The organism is Candidatus Paraluminiphilus aquimaris (assembly GCF_026230195.1).
Taxonomy (GTDB): Bacteria; Pseudomonadota; Gammaproteobacteria; order Pseudomonadales; family Halieaceae; genus Luminiphilus; species Luminiphilus aquimaris.
Genome location: NZ_CP036501.1, coordinates 1,580,619 through 1,596,907, shown reverse-complemented (window position 1 = coordinate 1,596,907; position 16,289 = coordinate 1,580,619). Strand labels below are relative to the sequence as shown.

At 52.8% G+C, this 16,289-nt stretch carries 14 protein-coding genes; 10 read left to right on the top strand and 4 right to left on the bottom strand.

The annotated features are described in order from the left end of the window. Positions 1 to 20 precede the first annotated feature (20 nt). The 7 genes from E0F26_RS07315 (at position 21) to E0F26_RS07285 (ending at position 6,953) form a co-directional block, all read left to right on the top strand. A complete protein-coding gene (locus E0F26_RS07315) occupies positions 21 to 986 on the top strand; it encodes a Rieske 2Fe-2S domain-containing protein (protein ID WP_279241013.1) in 966 nt (321 codons plus the stop codon). Continuing rightward, a complete protein-coding gene (locus tag E0F26_RS07310) occupies positions 983 to 1,867 on the top strand; it encodes an SDR family NAD(P)-dependent oxidoreductase (RefSeq protein WP_279241012.1) in 885 nt (294 codons plus the stop codon). The genes E0F26_RS07315 and E0F26_RS07310 overlap by 4 nt, the downstream gene beginning before the upstream one ends. A gap of 85 nt (positions 1,868 to 1,952) precedes the next feature. Next, positions 1,953 to 2,726 carry an acetoacetate decarboxylase family protein gene (locus E0F26_RS07305; protein ID WP_279241011.1) on the top strand — a complete coding sequence of 258 codons (774 nt, stop codon included), beginning with the start codon at positions 1,953 to 1,955 and terminating at the stop codon, positions 2,724 to 2,726. Positions 2,727 to 2,728: 2 nt separating this feature from the next. Continuing rightward, a complete protein-coding gene (locus tag E0F26_RS07300; protein WP_279241010.1) occupies positions 2,729 to 3,238 on the top strand; it encodes a nuclear transport factor 2 family protein in 510 nt (169 codons plus the stop codon). A gap of 10 nt (positions 3,239 to 3,248) precedes the next feature. Beyond that, positions 3,249 to 4,334 carry a DUF1214 domain-containing protein gene (locus tag E0F26_RS07295; RefSeq protein WP_279241009.1) on the top strand — a complete coding sequence of 362 codons (1,086 nt, stop codon included), beginning with the start codon at positions 3,249 to 3,251 and terminating at the stop codon, positions 4,332 to 4,334. Between the two features lie 35 nt (positions 4,335 to 4,369). After that, positions 4,370 to 5,782 carry a DUF1214 domain-containing protein gene (locus tag E0F26_RS07290; protein WP_279241008.1) on the top strand — a complete coding sequence of 471 codons (1,413 nt, stop codon included), beginning with the start codon at positions 4,370 to 4,372 and terminating at the stop codon, positions 5,780 to 5,782. A 19-nt stretch (positions 5,783 to 5,801) separates the two neighbouring features. Continuing rightward, positions 5,802 to 6,953, top strand: a complete 1,152-nt coding sequence (locus E0F26_RS07285; RefSeq protein WP_279241007.1) for a sulfotransferase family protein — start codon at positions 5,802 to 5,804, stop codon at positions 6,951 to 6,953. A 16-nt stretch (positions 6,954 to 6,969) separates the two neighbouring features. Here E0F26_RS07285 and E0F26_RS07280 read toward each other — a convergent pair whose 3' ends face one another. Both E0F26_RS07280 and E0F26_RS07275 read right to left on the bottom strand, forming a co-directional pair. Beyond that, entirely contained in the window at positions 6,970 to 7,446 is a 477-nt protein-coding gene (locus E0F26_RS07280; RefSeq protein WP_279241006.1) for an SRPBCC domain-containing protein, read from the bottom strand. A 157-nt stretch (positions 7,447 to 7,603) separates the two neighbouring features. Continuing rightward, positions 7,604 to 8,383 (bottom strand): SDR family oxidoreductase, encoded by a 780-nt coding sequence (locus E0F26_RS07275; RefSeq protein ID WP_279241005.1) that lies wholly within the window; start codon positions 8,381 to 8,383, stop codon positions 7,604 to 7,606. A 235-nt stretch (positions 8,384 to 8,618) separates the two neighbouring features. On the opposite strand from E0F26_RS07275, the gene E0F26_RS07270 reads away from it, so the two are divergent. Then, entirely contained in the window at positions 8,619 to 9,368 is a 750-nt protein-coding gene (locus E0F26_RS07270; protein WP_279241004.1) for an SDR family oxidoreductase, read from the top strand. A gap of 57 nt (positions 9,369 to 9,425) precedes the next feature. Here E0F26_RS07270 and E0F26_RS07265 read toward each other — a convergent pair whose 3' ends face one another. After that, positions 9,426 to 10,472 (bottom strand): alcohol dehydrogenase catalytic domain-containing protein, encoded by a 1,047-nt coding sequence (locus tag E0F26_RS07265; protein ID WP_279241003.1) that lies wholly within the window; start codon positions 10,470 to 10,472, stop codon positions 9,426 to 9,428. A gap of 389 nt (positions 10,473 to 10,861) precedes the next feature. Here E0F26_RS07265 and E0F26_RS07260 point away from each other — a divergent pair, with 389 nt between their 5' ends. Together E0F26_RS07260 and E0F26_RS07255 are read left to right on the top strand one after the other, a co-directional pair. After that, positions 10,862 to 13,591, top strand: a complete 2,730-nt coding sequence (locus E0F26_RS07260) for a TonB-dependent receptor (RefSeq protein WP_279241002.1) — start codon at positions 10,862 to 10,864, stop codon at positions 13,589 to 13,591. Positions 13,592 to 13,708: 117 nt separating this feature from the next. Then, positions 13,709 to 14,479, top strand: a complete 771-nt coding sequence (locus E0F26_RS07255) for an SDR family NAD(P)-dependent oxidoreductase (RefSeq protein ID WP_279241001.1) — start codon at positions 13,709 to 13,711, stop codon at positions 14,477 to 14,479. An 81-nt stretch (positions 14,480 to 14,560) separates the two neighbouring features. Here the strand turns inward: E0F26_RS07255 and E0F26_RS07250 are convergent, their stop codons facing one another. Then, positions 14,561 to 16,240 (bottom strand): class I adenylate-forming enzyme family protein, encoded by a 1,680-nt coding sequence (locus tag E0F26_RS07250; RefSeq protein ID WP_279241000.1) that lies wholly within the window; start codon positions 16,238 to 16,240, stop codon positions 14,561 to 14,563. Positions 16,241 to 16,289 lie beyond the last annotated feature (49 nt).

The window sequence follows — 16,289 nt, the reverse complement described above, 5'->3', positions numbered from 1 at the left end:
AAAGAAAGGATTTAACTCACATGGAACTCATTGCTGTCTGTGATTCAAAAACAAATACTGCGCCTGACTTCCCTATTGGCTGGTGGTCAGTGGCGAGAAGCCATGAACTCGAGCCAGGCGATGTAAAGTCCGTTAGTGCGCTGGATCGTGAACTCGTTGTTTACAGAACAGACTCCGGTGAGGCACGCGTGCATGACGCCTTTTGCCCGCACCTCGGCGCGCATTTGGGTGTAAACGGTAAAGTCGTTGGCGAGTCTATCCAGTGTCCCTTCCACGGTTGGCAGTTCGGCGGTGACGGGAAGTGCAACCACATCCCCTACTGCGAGACGATTCCCTCCCGCGCGAAGGTACAAAATTGGCCCGTCAGCGAGGTCAATGGCGAAATTTACATGTGGTTCCATCCCACAGGCGCTGACCCCGACCGCGAAGTGCCTATCATTGAGCAGATTGGCGATGAGCATTGGACGGAGCCGCGCCAAGTCGAGTTCAACATTCCTGTTCACATACAGGATATTGCTGAAAACTCCTGCGACCCCGAGCACTTCCAATACGTTCACAAGCAAAATCAGACACCGCCCTCCTCTGTTGAGGTAGAGGACGACGGGGCCGTTCACCTTCGCTCAGAAATCGAAGCACAAGGTATGAAAGGCGATCTCCACGCAACGATGTTCCAGCCCGGTTTGGCACGGGTCATGACGAGCTATGGTCCCGGTGCTGAAATGCTGGTTTACAACTCAGCCCAACCGATTTCGCGCAATGAAACGCTTCTGCGCTGGACGCTTATTGTTCGCAATGAAATCGCCGAGTTTGTAGGCGATCAAGTCATGGACGGCATTATTGAAGGCCTGTCCGATGACTACCCTATTTGGGAAAACAAGGTGCACAGGAAACAACCCATCTTCTGCAAAGGCGACGAGACACTCGTGCTCTTTAGAAAATGGGTAAGACAATTTTACCTACCAGAAAGCCCGCGGGGTCAGCAATGAGCAACGAGTATTACGAAGGGAAAACGGCCGTCATCACGGGTGGCGCTAGCGGTGTAGGACGCTCGCTTGCCTTTGGACTGGGTCGCGCAGGTGCCAACGTAGTCATTGGCGATGTGGACGCAAGTGCCATGGAATCAATGGCAAAGGATCTGTCCAGTGAGGGCATTTCCAATCGAATTGAACGCTGTGACGTCACCGACAAGGCGAGTCTTCAATCGCTTCTCGATGCCTCCCTCGAAACGTTTGGGAAGGTGGATCTTGTCTTCGCCAACGCCGGTATCGGAGCGGGTGAAGCCGGCCCGATTTGGGGGTTCTCTGAAAAAGACTGGCAATGGTGTTTTAACGTTAATCTTTGGGGGGCGGTAAACAGTATCAGCGTATTTATGCCCTACCTGATTACACGCCCCGAGCGTACTCATATCATCATTACCGGCTCGGGCAACGGCGCTTACACCGTCCTACCCGATGTTCCCATCTACACAGCAACCAAGGCGGCGGTCCACACCATCACTGAGAACCTGCACTACCAAGTGCAAATGGGTGGATTACCCGTCGTGGTAAGCGCGCTATTCCCTGGCCCACACGTCGTGGAAACGGGTTTATTCAACTCAGGTCGAGTGCGGCCTGAAGAGTTCGATAAGGGTGTGACCGGAAACGAAACGGGAATCAATTCCGTTGAGGACATGAAACGAATGGCCGAGGAATTTGGCTTCGACCTAAAGACAACGCATCCCGACGAAGTCGCTGAGATGGCGCTTGCCGGAATTCCAGATGGTAACTTTTGGCTCCTGGCACATACTGAAGAGAGTATGGCGAAGGTTCAGCGCCGAGCCGATATGATTATTAATAAAACGACGCCGGTGCCCGAATCGGTGGGTTGATCGCCCGCTAAACCTATGAAGCGCAGATAAAACCAGTCCGTACAGTGACAAAAATTCTAAAAGAACGATAAGAAGGAACAACACTATGAGTGACGCACAAGCCCCAATGGGCGCACCAGGCGATATTATTAATTGGCCAATGCTTAAGGTTCACTACCGTACTGATCCTGAGGCAATCGCCGCGCTCTTGCCGCCCGGTATCACGGTGGGCAAAGAGCCAAACGTAAACCTGACTGTTTACAATTTCCCGGTTCCAGACGTACCCGAGTACGGCGTTGTAACCACTGTTAATGCGGATTTTGATGGCGTCGAAGGTGAATTCACACTCGGCTACGGCATCGATCAGGAGTCGGCCATTTTTATCTCACAAGAGACGAATGGTCAGCCTAAATACCCCTGCGAAATTGACTATCACCGCTTGGGTCCTATGGTCCGAGCAAAGTGCACACACCAAGGCTATACGTTCCTCGAATTTGACGGCATGAGCGAAGGACCAACCGATACTGGTGACGAATTCGTGCAAAATGAGTGGTGGATTAAGGTTTCCCGCGCGGTCAGCATTGGTGGCCCTGCGACAGGCTACGACTTCCCTCCCCACGTGGTCCACGTGGCCAGCAAATATGGCACTGCGTGGAAAGAGAACGTACAAGGCCAGCTAGTGTTGCGCGACAGTCCATGGGATCCCCTGGCCAGCAAGCTGCCTATGCGTGAGCAGCTATCGGCCTACCTGTGGTGGCCAATCTTCTTGGATCGTTCTGTCACATTATCAAAACCGCTTGATCCCGAGGCATTCCTGCCCTTCGCAGACACCATTTCTGGCTCACGATGGCCCGGTGTTAATGGTGCGCCCGGGAAATAACCGTGTCTGCAGCAACTGATCTCGCTTTAAGGGTCCAAGCACTCGAAGACATTGAGGCCATAAAGCGGCTCAAAGCACGGTGGTGGTTCGCCTGTGATACGCGTGATCTTGCAGGGATGCGCAGCTGTTACGACGAAGATGATTTCCTTATCGATTTTGGATTCATCGGTGAATTCACTGACATGGACGCCTTCATCGGCGTCTTCGAGTCACTCGCCTGCCACCCCACACACGTTGACATGCACCACGGCACAGCCCCTGAAATTGAGATGACGGGGCCGGATACAGCGAAAGGTCGCTGGCGGATGCGATTCCAACTGCTGGAGACCGAGCAAAAGCAAGTGCAGCTGATGAGCGGTTACTACGAAGATGAGTACGCTAGAGTTAATGGCGAGTGGAAAATGCGCGTCTCCAAGTACACGTTGATGTCCAACCTATTTCTTTCGTCTGCTGAGGGCGTCGTTGCAATCGAACAAATCGGCAGCGCGCCAGGTTTGGTCACTGAACAATAAGGAAAGTCGTATGGCCGCTAACGATATGGCTGCCACATGGGATGCCTTCTGCGACACACTAAAAGTGGCAGGACAAGAGCTGACAAAGGATCACGTCCCTCAGGACGAGCAAAGCCAGGCGGAGGGATTGCGTTATTTGTCCCGAATGGCACGAGCCGCGCTGGAGTGGTACGTGGAATTCAACGACGCGGCATTCCCGGTGCTTTACCAACCCGCGCATGAAACTATTAAGTTAGGCGCCGACAACCCCGATAATATCTACCAAAAAGCCGTTATCGACGGTCGGTTTGAATACCGGCTGACGGGAAAACGCGGATCGATCGACTACATCAGCTTTGCGACGAGCAAAGGCAGTTACGCAGAGAATTTCAAACAAATCGAAACGGGGTTCCTCGACAGCAATACGATTGAGATCGACGCTGAGGGCAACTTCGAGATCATCCTTAGCGCCAACGAGCAGTCGGGCAACTGGCTAGCCATGGATACAGAATCCGAATCACTGCTGATTCGTCAGACCTTTTTAGACCGATCGCTTGAGACATCGGCTGATATACAGATTCATCGGGTTGATACGACGGCGATACCTTCTCCCTTAAGCAAAGAGAAAGTCACAGCCGACTTCGACAAGGCGATGGCCTTTTATCGCAATACAGTCGGTTTGTTTTCACAGTGGAGTAAAGAAATCCGGGAGAACCCAAATAGTCTCCCACTTTGGGATCAGGCTTTTTGCCAAGCTGTGGGTGGAGATCCCAATATCATTTACTACCATGGTCATTTTCGTCTGAATTCGGATGAGGTCATGATTGTGACACTCCCCTCTGTTCCCGAGTGCCAGACCTGGAACCTGCAAGTTGATAACTACTGGATGGAGTCTCTCGACTACCGATATCACAAGATTTCAATCAACCGACACACAGCCAGCGTTAAGGTTGACGGGTCAGTTGATATACACATCGCAGTGAAAGACAGCGGACACGCAAACTGGCTCAGCACCGGCGGTCACGTGGAGGGCACACTCTGCTTCCGATGGGTGGGCTGCAAAGACCCCGTAAATCCGACCACCCGAGTCATCCACGCTTCGGACGCTAGCGCATGACCCAGGAGATATCCGCACCTCACGCCCGAACCTTCATGACCAGGCGCCTCGGTCGGCTGGCAAGTGTCATTGCGGCCATACTTATTGTGGCGTCGGTCAGTTACGCACTAGGCACCTTTAACGCACGAGATACGATCAGTCGACCGGATATGAGCTGGGCTCTGGGCTCGGCTGCTGCCATAAAAATAAGTGATTTATCGATTAGTCTCGAGCATGCGGCAAACGCCATCCGTGAGCGTAATCCGAAAGCTTCAGAAGCCTCGCTAGGGAAAGCCTATGACTACCTAGGTGGGTTGTTGGCAGCATCAGTGGAGATGCATATCGCCAAAGGGGACCCGTTACAGCCAGAATTCACCAACTGGATGAGTGATTATCGAAAATTCTTGGGGGACAGCCCTGATGCCATTTACTCAACAGCGCCAATCGAAGCTGATGGGGAGTACGAGGTAGCGATAACCACAGGGTCCGCCGACTATCTAGGGTTCGTTGTTTATGAGCGTAATCCCATCATCGGGTGGAATCGCGCAGCGGACAGTACCAGTATCGTCCCCGATGCAGAAAACAGCGTATTCCGCATCCGGTTGACCAGCGAATCGAGTGACAAGACGTCTCAGAGCAAGAAATTAGATACTGTTTTGGGAGAGAGCGCAGGAAGTACAGAAATATCAGAGGGAGCAGAAAGTGCGTTATCTATCCTTTCCCACGACGACGTTTCAGGCTTTCGGATGCGGAACATAGGGTCAAACTCCCAGCAAGCGACACTGAAGCTCAGTGCTAGCAGTCACCTGATCATGGTTCGGGAGTATTTTTTTGACTCAGAGCCTCGCCAGCCTTCGAGACTCACAATTAAACGCTTGAGAACCTCGGCTACCTCTATTGCAGGATTAATAACTCAGACAGGCACCCCTGGTCAGGACGCTACCTCCTTTGAAACGCGCGCAGAGAACGCTGTGAACTTTTTCAATCAGACTTGGCAAGGCAGTCTTGCACTTGCAGACGCACTCAAAGAAACAACGAATAGTTTTGATCGTCCCGCTACCGTGTCTCCGGATTTCGTCGGCATTTTTTATCCGACGCCCGACAATGACTACCACGGCGGCTCTTTCTCGCTCGCGCCGGGTGACGCCCTCGTTGTTGAGGGCGAAGTACCTGTGGCCGCCTTCTGGAGTATCACCTTACAAGACCATTGGATGCAGTCTATCGAGTCTAATGGAGAACCCGCCTCGCTCAAGGGCAGTGAAATCACAAACCGACAAGGTAACTATCGTGTTTGGATTAGCGATACTCCACCGCCAGAAGGTGAGGACTGGCTCAATACCGGCGGTGCGTCAGAGGGGTTGGTGGCGATACGATATTTACTATCTGATCAGGCACCGGCGCCAACCGCGAGGCTAAGAACGCTCAACAGTGGCTCTAACGACACGGCTCAGAGCGCATCGGAGCTGTAAATCCCATGGGGACCAGATTGTGCTAAATACTGATCAACTCGTAACCAAGGCGCTGGAAGTGGCGAACGCTTCAGCATTCAGCGATCTGCGTTTCTTACCTCTCTTCGAATCCCTGATCGAGGGACTAAATACCGAGGCCGCCCTTAACGAGATTGGCAGACAGTTCCATGCGGCTCGTTTGATAGATTTGCTCGCAAATCGACTTAGACTTGAGCAATGGATTGAGCGCTATCCCAAGATTCTAGAAGAGGAAATTCTCAGCCCCATTGTTGTGATCGGACTTCCTCGCACAGGTACGACGATGTTGCACCGAAGCATTGCCGCTGATGACCAACTTCTCGCACCGCTTTGGTATGAAGTTCGCCAACCGAGTCCGCTCAACGACGACTTTGAGCAAGAAGACGATCGAATTCCAATTGCTCAGGCAGAAGTCGCTGCCATGCTGGAGGCTTCACCTGAACTTGCAGCCATCCACCCTATGGACCCTGTTGCTGCTGATGAAGAGATCATGCTGCTCGAGCATGCCTTCATGAGCACCGTTCCTGAATGTTATGGCTTCATGCCTAAGTACGGCGACAACCTTTACAACCAAGATCAATCTGCCGGCTACAACTATCTCTACCTACAGCTGCAGTTCTTACAGTGGCAGAAACGAAGAAAAGGGCTAACCGGCAGGCGCTGGCTCTTAAAAACACCGCATCACCTTCACTACCCTGAACATCTTTTTGCACGATTCCCCGATGCGGTAGTGATTCAAACTCACCGCCACCCGCTCGAGGTCATCCCCTCGTACGGCAGCATGATGTCAGCTCTGGCGTCACCCTTTACCGACAAGCTCGACCCTGTTGCCATGGCCCAACATTGGGCAAATAAGTGGCAGGTCGGCCTCGCCAAGACTCGGGAGTTCCGCGACAACGGCCATGACCATCACTATTTAGACCTGTGGTTCCAAGACTCAGTGAGCGACCCTGAAGCGACGATTCGGCGGATCTATGAATTCACGGGGCAAACGCTAACCGAAGGGGCGCTAACGGAAATGGCCCGTTGGCGAGATATGAATGCGCGCGAGAACCGCCCCGAGCACCATTACCAGTTAGCAGATTATGGTTTCACAGCCGCGGGTATCGAAGACCAGTTTGGCGAGTATATTTCGCGACATACGGCGCGTTAATACCCCTTAAAAAGCATCACTTGCTCTCAATATAAGCCTTTAACGCATGGGCTGTGTCATCAAAGGCACGCTTAACCCAAGGTCCGGCAAAGCGCATAACGTGAATGCCGTGAGGCCCCAAGAACGCGTCAGTAGAGTAGTACTCGCAGGTATCGGGTCCTGTAGAGATGACAAATTGGTCTCTCCTCGCCGGATAGGGCCATTCATCTACCCAAGGCGCCGACCACGACACCAAGCGAGGCTCGTCAATTTCGGTAATGAACTCCACATTATCGAAATACTGCCCTTCTTCTGTGTAGCTTTTTAGCGTCATGGTTAATGGGGCGCCTATTTCAAGTGCACCCGAGGCCTCCACACAAAAGGGGTTCCACTCGCGATAGCGCTCAAAGTCAACGAGTACATCCCAGACGACCTGTGCCGGTGCATCAATTTGCACCGTGATTGAATGAACAATGGCCTTTGGATCCACGGCCAACTTTTCGTCTTCAGTCATGACTTACTCCTTCTGCGCACTTCGATAAAACCGAGCGTCACGCGAACTTCCCGTAAAATACCGCGGTTTGCCATTCGCTCTGTGACCCGTCGTCTTCAACCTTTTAAGCACCTACCCTGTCTACCACGAGCGCGGGAGTACGACCGTGTAGTGGACATTACGGTGCCATGTACTCGCCGCCGTTCACATCGACAGACGTACCGGTAATGACCGCTGAATAATCAGATAGGAAAGCAAGTACCGCCTTGGCACAATCCGCCTCTGGCGGGATGATGCCAAGGGGGATTCGATCCGTGATGCTTCGAACAACGGTATCGCGATCTGCACCGGCCTCAACTTGGGCATCGATGAATCCGTAAACAGGCGCACCACCTATCCAGCCCATTCTCAGTGCATTAACTCGAATGGCATGCTTTCCAAAATCATTAGCCATGTGCCGCGTTAATGCACTCAAGGCACCCTTGCCTGCGGCATACATGGTTTCACCAGAGAAAGGCTTTACGGTCGACATGGTCGATACATTGACAATTGATCCGCCCCCAGCAGCTTGCATGTGAGGCGCACAGGCCTGCGCCATACGCAAGGCACCTTGGCATATCACATTGATAACCTCTCCCATCTTGTCAGGGTCTGATGCATCAGCAGCAGCCCAGTCACCGTGGGCATAGGCGCTGTTCACCAACCCATTGATTCGGCCAAAAGCCTCGACACCGGCGCTCACAAGGGCTTTGCACTGTTTTGTTGAAGTAACGTCCGTGCTAAGCGCGACCGCTTCCCCCCCCATCGCCTCTATCGACTCCCTGACTTCATCAAGGAATGCCTGATTGCGCGCGCCAAGAACAACCTTCGCACCTTCAGACGCCGCTAATTTGGCGAGTGTTTGTCCAAGGCCGGGGCCCACGCCGCTAATCACTATTACTTTATCCTTCAACAACATGGTGCTTTTCCTCAAAAAGTCCTCAAAGCGTGCGAATTACCTTCGCGACATACCCGCCACGTGACGAACTGCGCTGTCAGTGCGAAATTTACGTCAACCATCCCACGACCTTGGCGCCTCAGCATGGTCCATTTGCGCATCCGCACCCTATCGCTGCCCTTGCTAAACACCGGGCATGATTGGCACTCTAGGACCTCTGGTCGAGAGTTCAAAAACCCATAATAGGAGGCCTTCGGTGTCTACTCAAAATAAACGCGTAGCCGTCATAACGGGCGCCGCAGGTGGCGTCGGTCAATCGACGGTAAAGAAGTTTGCGGAGCACGGCTACACAGTAATTGGCACCGACATTAGAGTGCCCGACGGCTTATTCGAACACCCAGAGGTGTCCTATCGGGCCTGTGATGTGACTCGTGAATCAGACTGGCAAGCACTGTCAGACTCTGTCATTGCCGACCACGAAAAGCTCGACGTCCTGGTCAACAACGCGGCTATTTTGATGACCTACACCATTGAGACTTCGTCTGTTGATGACTACAAGCGAATGATGGAAGTGAACTCGACATCGGTCTTTTTGGGTATGAAGTTCATGCTCGATGCATTGAAGAAAAGCGACGCTGCATCGATTGTTAACATCTCTTCGTCATCGGCCTTGGCGGGCTACCCGCACTTCATCGCCTATGGTGCAGCAAAAGCGGCAGTGAGAAGCCTCACTATGAGTGTGGCGGTCCACTGTCAAACCAACCAGTTACCGATTCGCTGCAACAGTGTTCACCCTGATGGCATTCTGACGGATATGACCAACAATATGGAGGGGACCTTCCCAGAAATGGAGCCTCATCAGGCGATGAAAGCCTTCAGTTTTGCCTGCGAACCCGAAGCCGTTACCGACGTTATTTACTTCCTAGCCAGTCATGAATCACGCCACATTAACGGAGCTGAAATCAGGGTTGATAACAGCTCTACTATCCAAATGCCTTACCTCTAAACCCACAACAGCGCAGGGCAAAATTAGACATTGGCACGCGCGATACATAGCCTGTGGCTAGAGCGTCATCATGATTTTAACAACGTCGTCCTCTTTGGCGTCGAAGATTCGATAGGCCTCGGTGCCCTGTGCGAGTGACATGTGATGCGAAAACAGCCCCTCCGCCTTTAAACGTCCGTGTTGTAAGAGCGGAATCAGGTGAGGCCATTGATCAATCACTGAGGCCACACCCGCGCGAATCGTGATGTCTTTGTAGAGCACTTTTAGCATAGGCAGCTGTACATCCGGTTGGGGCAGTCCAATAAATGATGCGGTGCTACCTCGCCCCGCAATTTTAATGGCGAGTTCGACGGCCGACTTAGCACCTGAGGCCTCGAAGACACGCGGTACTCCCGCCCCTTTTGTTGCCTCCATGATGGTGGGTAGTGCTTGCGAGGGCGCCAAAGCCACAGCGCCCAGATTCGCCGCGTGCGCCCGACGATTTGCCACAGGATCGATGGCGTAGACCTTTGAGGCACCCAGCACATACGCCAATTCAACGCCTATAAGTCCAATAGGGCCAAGGCCTACAACAGCGACCGCGTCGCCCGGCTCCATCGCTGTTCGCGTCAGACCAAAGTAGGCCGTGCACATTGCATCAGTCAGCAGGATACTCTGCTCATCGCTTACCCCTTCAGGAATGGGCTGCAAGGTGAGATCCGCCATTGGCACATTGACAAACTCTGCCTGGCCACCGTTCAAGCGAGTACTTAGTCCAAACGCTGTCCAGTGCTTACACAGCGCTGTATGCCCCGAAAGACAGTGTTCGCAGCGACCACAGGGCGCACCGCCAGAGGCAAGTACCTTTTGTCCCACTTTGTGTCGATGGACGCTCTTTCCTACCTCCACAACTTCGCCCGCAAATTCATGCCCAACACAAAAGGGCTCTACACCTTCACTGTAGTTGGCGACACCCACATTATCGCCGTGGTACATGTGCAAATCAGAGCCGCAAATACTGCACCGCTCGACCTTAACGATGACACTATTATCGGTCGCTAATTCAGGGTCAGGAAAACGCTCGTACCGCACATCTCGCGGACCGTTGAACACTAAGGCTTTCATACGCTTACTTTCACTCCACCAAACCGTCGGTCACACTTTATGCGGGTTTTTAGGTTATGTCGCGCCGACTCCGTCACGGCATGGCGCTTCGCACCCCACCACCACACGCCAACCGCGCCTATTTGAGGTAGTCCGTTTGTTCTAAACACAACGCGAAACAGGCATTCCCTCGATCTCGCCCCTGAGAGACACTATCGTGACAGAATAATGACAAAGTACTGCTTTTCATTGGTTCTGATAACGGTCGCGCAGGCTTGGATCCATTCACTGAAAATTGCGGCCAAAGGCGGTACTGAAAGGAAAAATCAGTTATTTGACACAATTTATGACATATCTTTTAATTGATGAAGCAGTTCTTAACTTAATAACGCTAAAAAGAGGTTAAAACCATGAACCCATCTAGCCCAAAGACGCTATTAGCAGCAGCCGTAATGGCCGTGATGACAGCGGAAACCGCCTTTGCGCAGCTCGAGGAGGTTGTCGTAACAGCTGAGCGTCGTGAAGCGAGTCTTCAAGATACGCCCATTTCAATTGAAGCCTTGACTGAAAGAGACATTCAGGAGCGCGGCATCAATAACAACTTGGATATGATTAATGAAGTGGTTGGTGTAAACGGCTACGGATCGCCGCAGGGAGGTTCCTCTACAGCTTTCATCATCCGCGGTATTGGCGATGGCGCGCCTCAGATTTCGCTTGATCCCGCGGCTGGTCGCTACGTCGATGGCGTGTACATCGGTAAAAACCAAGGCAGCTCCCCCGACATTGTTGACCTCGCCAGAATCGAGATTTTGAAGGGACCGCAAGGAACACTGTCTGGCCGAAACTCAACATCGGGTGCAATCAATTACATCAGTAAAGCGCCCTCGGATGAGATGGGCCTTACCTTGCGTGGAACGATGGGCAACTACGGCACTCAGGAGTATTCTGTCCGCGCCGACATCCCCTTCTCCGACTCCTTCCGCACGGCTATTTCGTTTAACGATCGGCAGCGGGATCCGTTCTATGACAACACCAACCCGGACATCGATGGTTTTAATAGTATCGACCGCGATGGCTTTCGTGTTGCGTTCGCCTGGGACGCGACTGATCGCCTGAGTGTTGACTACTCCTATGCGAAGAGCAATGTAAATGGAGAGCTCGACAACTGGAACCGACCAAGTGGCTTGAACCCCAGTTATGCGGCGCTTGGCGGTTATCTTGCCGCCGGAGGCGATCAAGCCAACGTACCGATTGACAGCACATCACGTATCCAAACCGTGCAGGCAATCGCCGGCGGCGTTGCTCAAGCGGCCCAGTTTGGTCTGTTACCACCACTTCCCCAAATCCAGCAGTTCCTGGGTTGGTCAAATGACTACGTGGCGTGGGCGAATGGTGTTCTGGACAATACTGATTCACACTTTGGTGCAGGCTCTACAGATATAAACAGCTTTGCAAACGTGGAAAATGAAGCACACACACTCACGCTGAATTACGAGCTGAGTGATGCGGTCAGCATCAAGTACATCTATGGTGATCGCACCATGAATGATCGATCACTCAGTGACTTAGACGGCATTGATAACTCGGTATCGTCTGGTGTGCGTAGCGATCTGACCTTGCAAACGATCGGTGGTGCGTTCTTCGGCCAGGTTATCCCTGACACGTTCTGCGCGGCAACGCAGTCGGTTGGCGCATGCCCCGCCGGGACACCGCCTCCCTTCCAGGTCGATATCCCTAACTCCTACGACTTCGAGCTTGCCTTAGCCATGATGGGTGCTATCAACGCGAATAACGGTGATGGCGTATTCTGGACAGATCTCGCAAACCGTTATGAGCAAGAGAGCCATGAGCTGCAGATTTTAGGTTCAACGGACTCCATTGACTGGGTTGTCGGTCTCTACGATTGGGAAGATTACGGTGAAATGCGAAACGTGCAGAATCCTACCTACACCCTGGCAGGATCAGCAAGTCGTGGTTTTGACGTCGGTGGTGACGCCCAGTCCGTCTTCGGTGAGGTGACTTGGAGAGCTTCTGACAAGTGGTCATTCACCGCAGGTCTGCGCTACAACGATGAAACGAAGTACATGACTTATCGTTGGCGCGATAACCCGGGCGCGATCGGTTCATGGATCGGCGCTGTGATTGAAGAAGCGTTGACGAACGCCTTCTTACCCCCTGGCGTAGATCCTATATCTGTCCCTCGCAGCCTTACAGACGCCTACGTTGGCGGACTTGAGAACATAAGCGATATCGCAGAAACACCGGGAGTCTATGGCAACTACAACAAGCAAGACTTTAACAACACATCGGGTCGTTTAGTCGCCAAATACAATCTTGACGACAACACCAACTTCTACGCCAGTTACACAACAGGCTACCGAGCGGGCGGTTTCAATGGAGGTGCCTTTAATAAGGACACGGGCACAGGCGATGACTACACCGAGGAGACCATTGCGAGCTTCGAAGTGGGTATGAAGTCTATGTTGGCCGATGGTCGAGTGCGCATAAACGCTGCGTACTATACCTATGACTACGATGACGTACAGGTGAGTGTTGTTAAGACTGATGCGGGCGCCATTTCAACAGACGTTGTAAATGCCGCCAGCTTCAGTACAGATGGCCTGGAACTCGACGTGGCATGGCTTGCTACAGACAGTCTGCAGTTCCGTGCTCAGTACGCCTATACCAACCGGGACTTTGACGATTATCCCGCGTATCTCGGTCTGAACATTCAGCCTAGTCAAGGTCTGACGCCGGATAACCAATACAGCTTGGTGATGGATTGGCAGATGTGGAGTTCAGGTGGAAGCACACTCGACCTGCAAATTTCCACCTCGCATACAGACGAGACCGTCAGCATCAACTCTGTACCGGGTAACTACACGGCAGCAGGACAGCCATCTATTCCTGTGAACCTAAGTCAGCCCACTAACCAAGAGCGTGATCTTGTTAATGCCCGCCTGACGTTTAATACGGAGATGGATAACGGGCGTAATGTAAACGTCGCACTATGGGGTCGTAACATCACAGATGAAGAGTACCGAACCTTTGGATTCAACTATGGTCCTGATCTCGGATACGCCGTTCACCAGTGGGGCAACCCTGCAACGTATGGTGTCGATATTCGACTCGACCTATAAGTTGCCTGCTCGACCAAAACCCGCCTAACGGCGGGTTTTTTTTGACCAAAGTTCGTGGCTATCTGTTAGCGATAAGACGGTATATGCTCGAAAAGGTACTCGGAGGAATCCAGAACCATGAATGATCTTTACCCAAGTGGATTTGCCTTAGTCATCGGTGGTAGCGGAGGTGTGGGCACCGCTATTTGCCAGGAATTGGTAGCCAACAACATACCGGTGCTGCTGACTTATAACAGCAACCGTGAGCGCGCCGAGCGACTATCGAATGAATTAGGTGGGAGCCAAGCGTCCGTGTCCTGCGAACAGGTCACACTTCAAGACCTTACTACCCTTAACCGTGCCATTAGCCGCGGTATCGCTCAGTACGGTCGTTTACATTCGGTTTTTATTGCCACTGGCTACGACATTCCACAATCGCCGATTTCAGAAGTCACCCCAGAGCTTTGGCAGCGGGTTATGCGTTCAGATGCCGAGGGCGCTTTTAACGCGATACATGCAACATTACCGCACCTGCGTGATGGTGGTGGCGGTAGCTACGTACACATAAGCTCCGCTGGGCTTCTGAAGTATCCGCCGCTTGATATCCTGAGCGTTGCGCCCAAGGCGGCTGTCGAGGAGTTAATAAAAGGCGTCGCAAAAGAGGAAGGCATCAACAATATCAGGGCAAATAGCATCGCCATTGGCGTCATCGAGACCGGCATTTTCCTGCGCCTCAAAGAACAAGGCGTCTTTGATGATGCTTGGATTGAAGGCGTTAAGAGTGCCCTTCCGCTGAATCGATTCGGCCAACCTGAAGAGGTTGCAAAGATGGCCGTATTCCTTGCCTCCGATAACGCAGCCTACACCACCGGACAGCTCATACCGGTAGATGGTGGTTTTGGCGTTTAAAAAAGGCGGCGTTTCAACGACAAGCCGAGCGCTCGGCCGAATACGCGGGCCGTTCAAAATCGGGCGCTATTGCCTGCTTGATCACTGACGCTTTTGCGTCGCAACAAAAGCGGCCTGAATAGCGCGCTTATCGAATTTCTCAGTAGCGCCTCGAGCCAAGGGCTGATCCGTTAATTCGATAAACTTAGGTACCTTGTAGCCCGCTATGCGGGCTTTGAGCCCAGCTCTGACGTCATCTTCTGACAGAGAAGATGCAGCCACCCTGACAACCATAGCCAGCTCTTCTCCCATCAGCTCATCGGGCACACCAAAGACCACGCACTCCTGTACACCGTCTATCTGATAGCAGGCCTGCTCGGTATCCCCGGGATAAATATTCTCACCACCGCGTATAACGATGTCCTTAATTCTGCCCGTGATATGAACATAACCGTCATCGGCCACATAACCCACATCGCCCGTTTTCATCCATCCATCTTCGGTGAACACGGCGGCATTTGCCTCTGGCTTATTCCAATATCCGAGGGTACAGGCCACACCACGCATCTCGATCTCACCCGCCTCCCCCGGCGGCAATACGGATCCATCGGCGCCGCTACAGCGAATGGCCATGATTGGCGACTGAACACCTGCAGCAGCGGGCTTTGCGTCAAACACCGCACCCGCCGCCTGACTCCCGACGGCGAGTGTCTCGGTCAACCCGTAGCCTCCTGATGCGTAGGCCTTGTCGATTGTCCCCTCGATGATTCCGGGTAGATCTGACGGCATTGCAGCGCCGCCTGAGGACACGCGGTGTAGTGATGAAATATCAAAATTCGCCAAATTCGGCTGAGTCAATAAATCCTTTACCAAAGCGGGAACGCTGCTAAAGAGGGTTACGCGCTCGGCCTCTATCAAACGTAACGCCTCTTGCGCATCCCACTTGGAAATCATGACAATCCCCTGCGCAGTGACCAGCGGCAGCACAAACGATCCCAGCAGACCCGTAGCGTGAAATAGCGGGACATTCAGTAACGCCTTTTCTTGAGTCGCGCCGCCCCTTAACTCGCGTAACCCCCCTTCTACGGTCATCGTCAGCATGCCCGTAAACATCATATTGAATACCGCTTGAGACAGCGCCTGCTGACAGTGCACAACACCTTTCGGCGTCCCGGTGCTGCCCGAGGTGTACAAGATCAAGCAGACGTCGTCCGCAGCGGGCGTAGCGACCTCTTTTGGTAATGCATTACTTGTCGCGTCGTTGAAATCGATACCCCGTAGCGACCCGGGTACCGCACGGTCATAAACGATAAGTCGTTTTTTGGTATCGAGCTCGCCAGAGAGCATGGTTCCACGCTGGTCGTCACACAGTAGCCACGATGCACCGCAATCTTGCAGCGCAAAAGCCAGCTCGTCAGCTTGCCCCCAACTGTTTATGGGGACGACTGTTGCGCCCGCCAAAAAGGCCGCTGTAAAGCCCACCAACCACTCGGCATTATTGCGCATGGCAATGGCAAACCGATCGCCTGCGTTGAGACCACTTTCCTGCAAATAGGCGCGCAGCCGGTCTGCTCGGTCAAAGAATTGTGCAAATGTTAATCGCGTATCACCCGAGACAATGAATCCCTGATCACCGTGTCCACGGGCATTTTGAATAATCTCTGTAAGTGTCTGCGGTGCGTGTTTATAACCATCCATTGCGCCGCGCTCAGTCTGAAGTTGCTCCACTTCAAAAAAGGCGCCAACACCTGTGAGCTCCGTTATCGTCGCTTTAATAGACACACGTTTTCCTTTTTATTGCGCCGGCTCGCGAAGCTTCGAGTGTACTGAG

Coding starts and splice junctions, on each gene's coding strand:
- E0F26_RS07280 (WP_279241006.1), bottom strand. CDS start 7,446: ATGACTGAAGACGAAAAGTTGGCCGTGGATCCAAAGGCCATTGTTCAT.
- E0F26_RS07290 (WP_279241008.1), top strand. CDS start 4,370: ATGACCAGGCGCCTCGGTCGGCTGGCAAGTGTCATTGCGGCCATACTT.
- E0F26_RS07275 (WP_279241005.1), bottom strand. CDS start 8,383: ATGTTGTTGAAGGATAAAGTAATAGTGATTAGCGGCGTGGGCCCCGGC.
- E0F26_RS07315 (WP_279241013.1), top strand. CDS start 21: ATGGAACTCATTGCTGTCTGTGATTCAAAAACAAATACTGCGCCTGAC.
- E0F26_RS07255 (WP_279241001.1), top strand. CDS start 13,709: ATGAATGATCTTTACCCAAGTGGATTTGCCTTAGTCATCGGTGGTAGC.
- E0F26_RS07260 (WP_279241002.1), top strand. CDS start 10,862: ATGAACCCATCTAGCCCAAAGACGCTATTAGCAGCAGCCGTAATGGCC.
- E0F26_RS07265 (WP_279241003.1), bottom strand. CDS start 10,472: ATGAAAGCCTTAGTGTTCAACGGTCCGCGAGATGTGCGGTACGAGCGT.
- E0F26_RS07295 (WP_279241009.1), top strand. CDS start 3,249: ATGGCCGCTAACGATATGGCTGCCACATGGGATGCCTTCTGCGACACA.
- E0F26_RS07310 (WP_279241012.1), top strand. CDS start 983: ATGAGCAACGAGTATTACGAAGGGAAAACGGCCGTCATCACGGGTGGC.
- E0F26_RS07305 (WP_279241011.1), top strand. CDS start 1,953: ATGAGTGACGCACAAGCCCCAATGGGCGCACCAGGCGATATTATTAAT.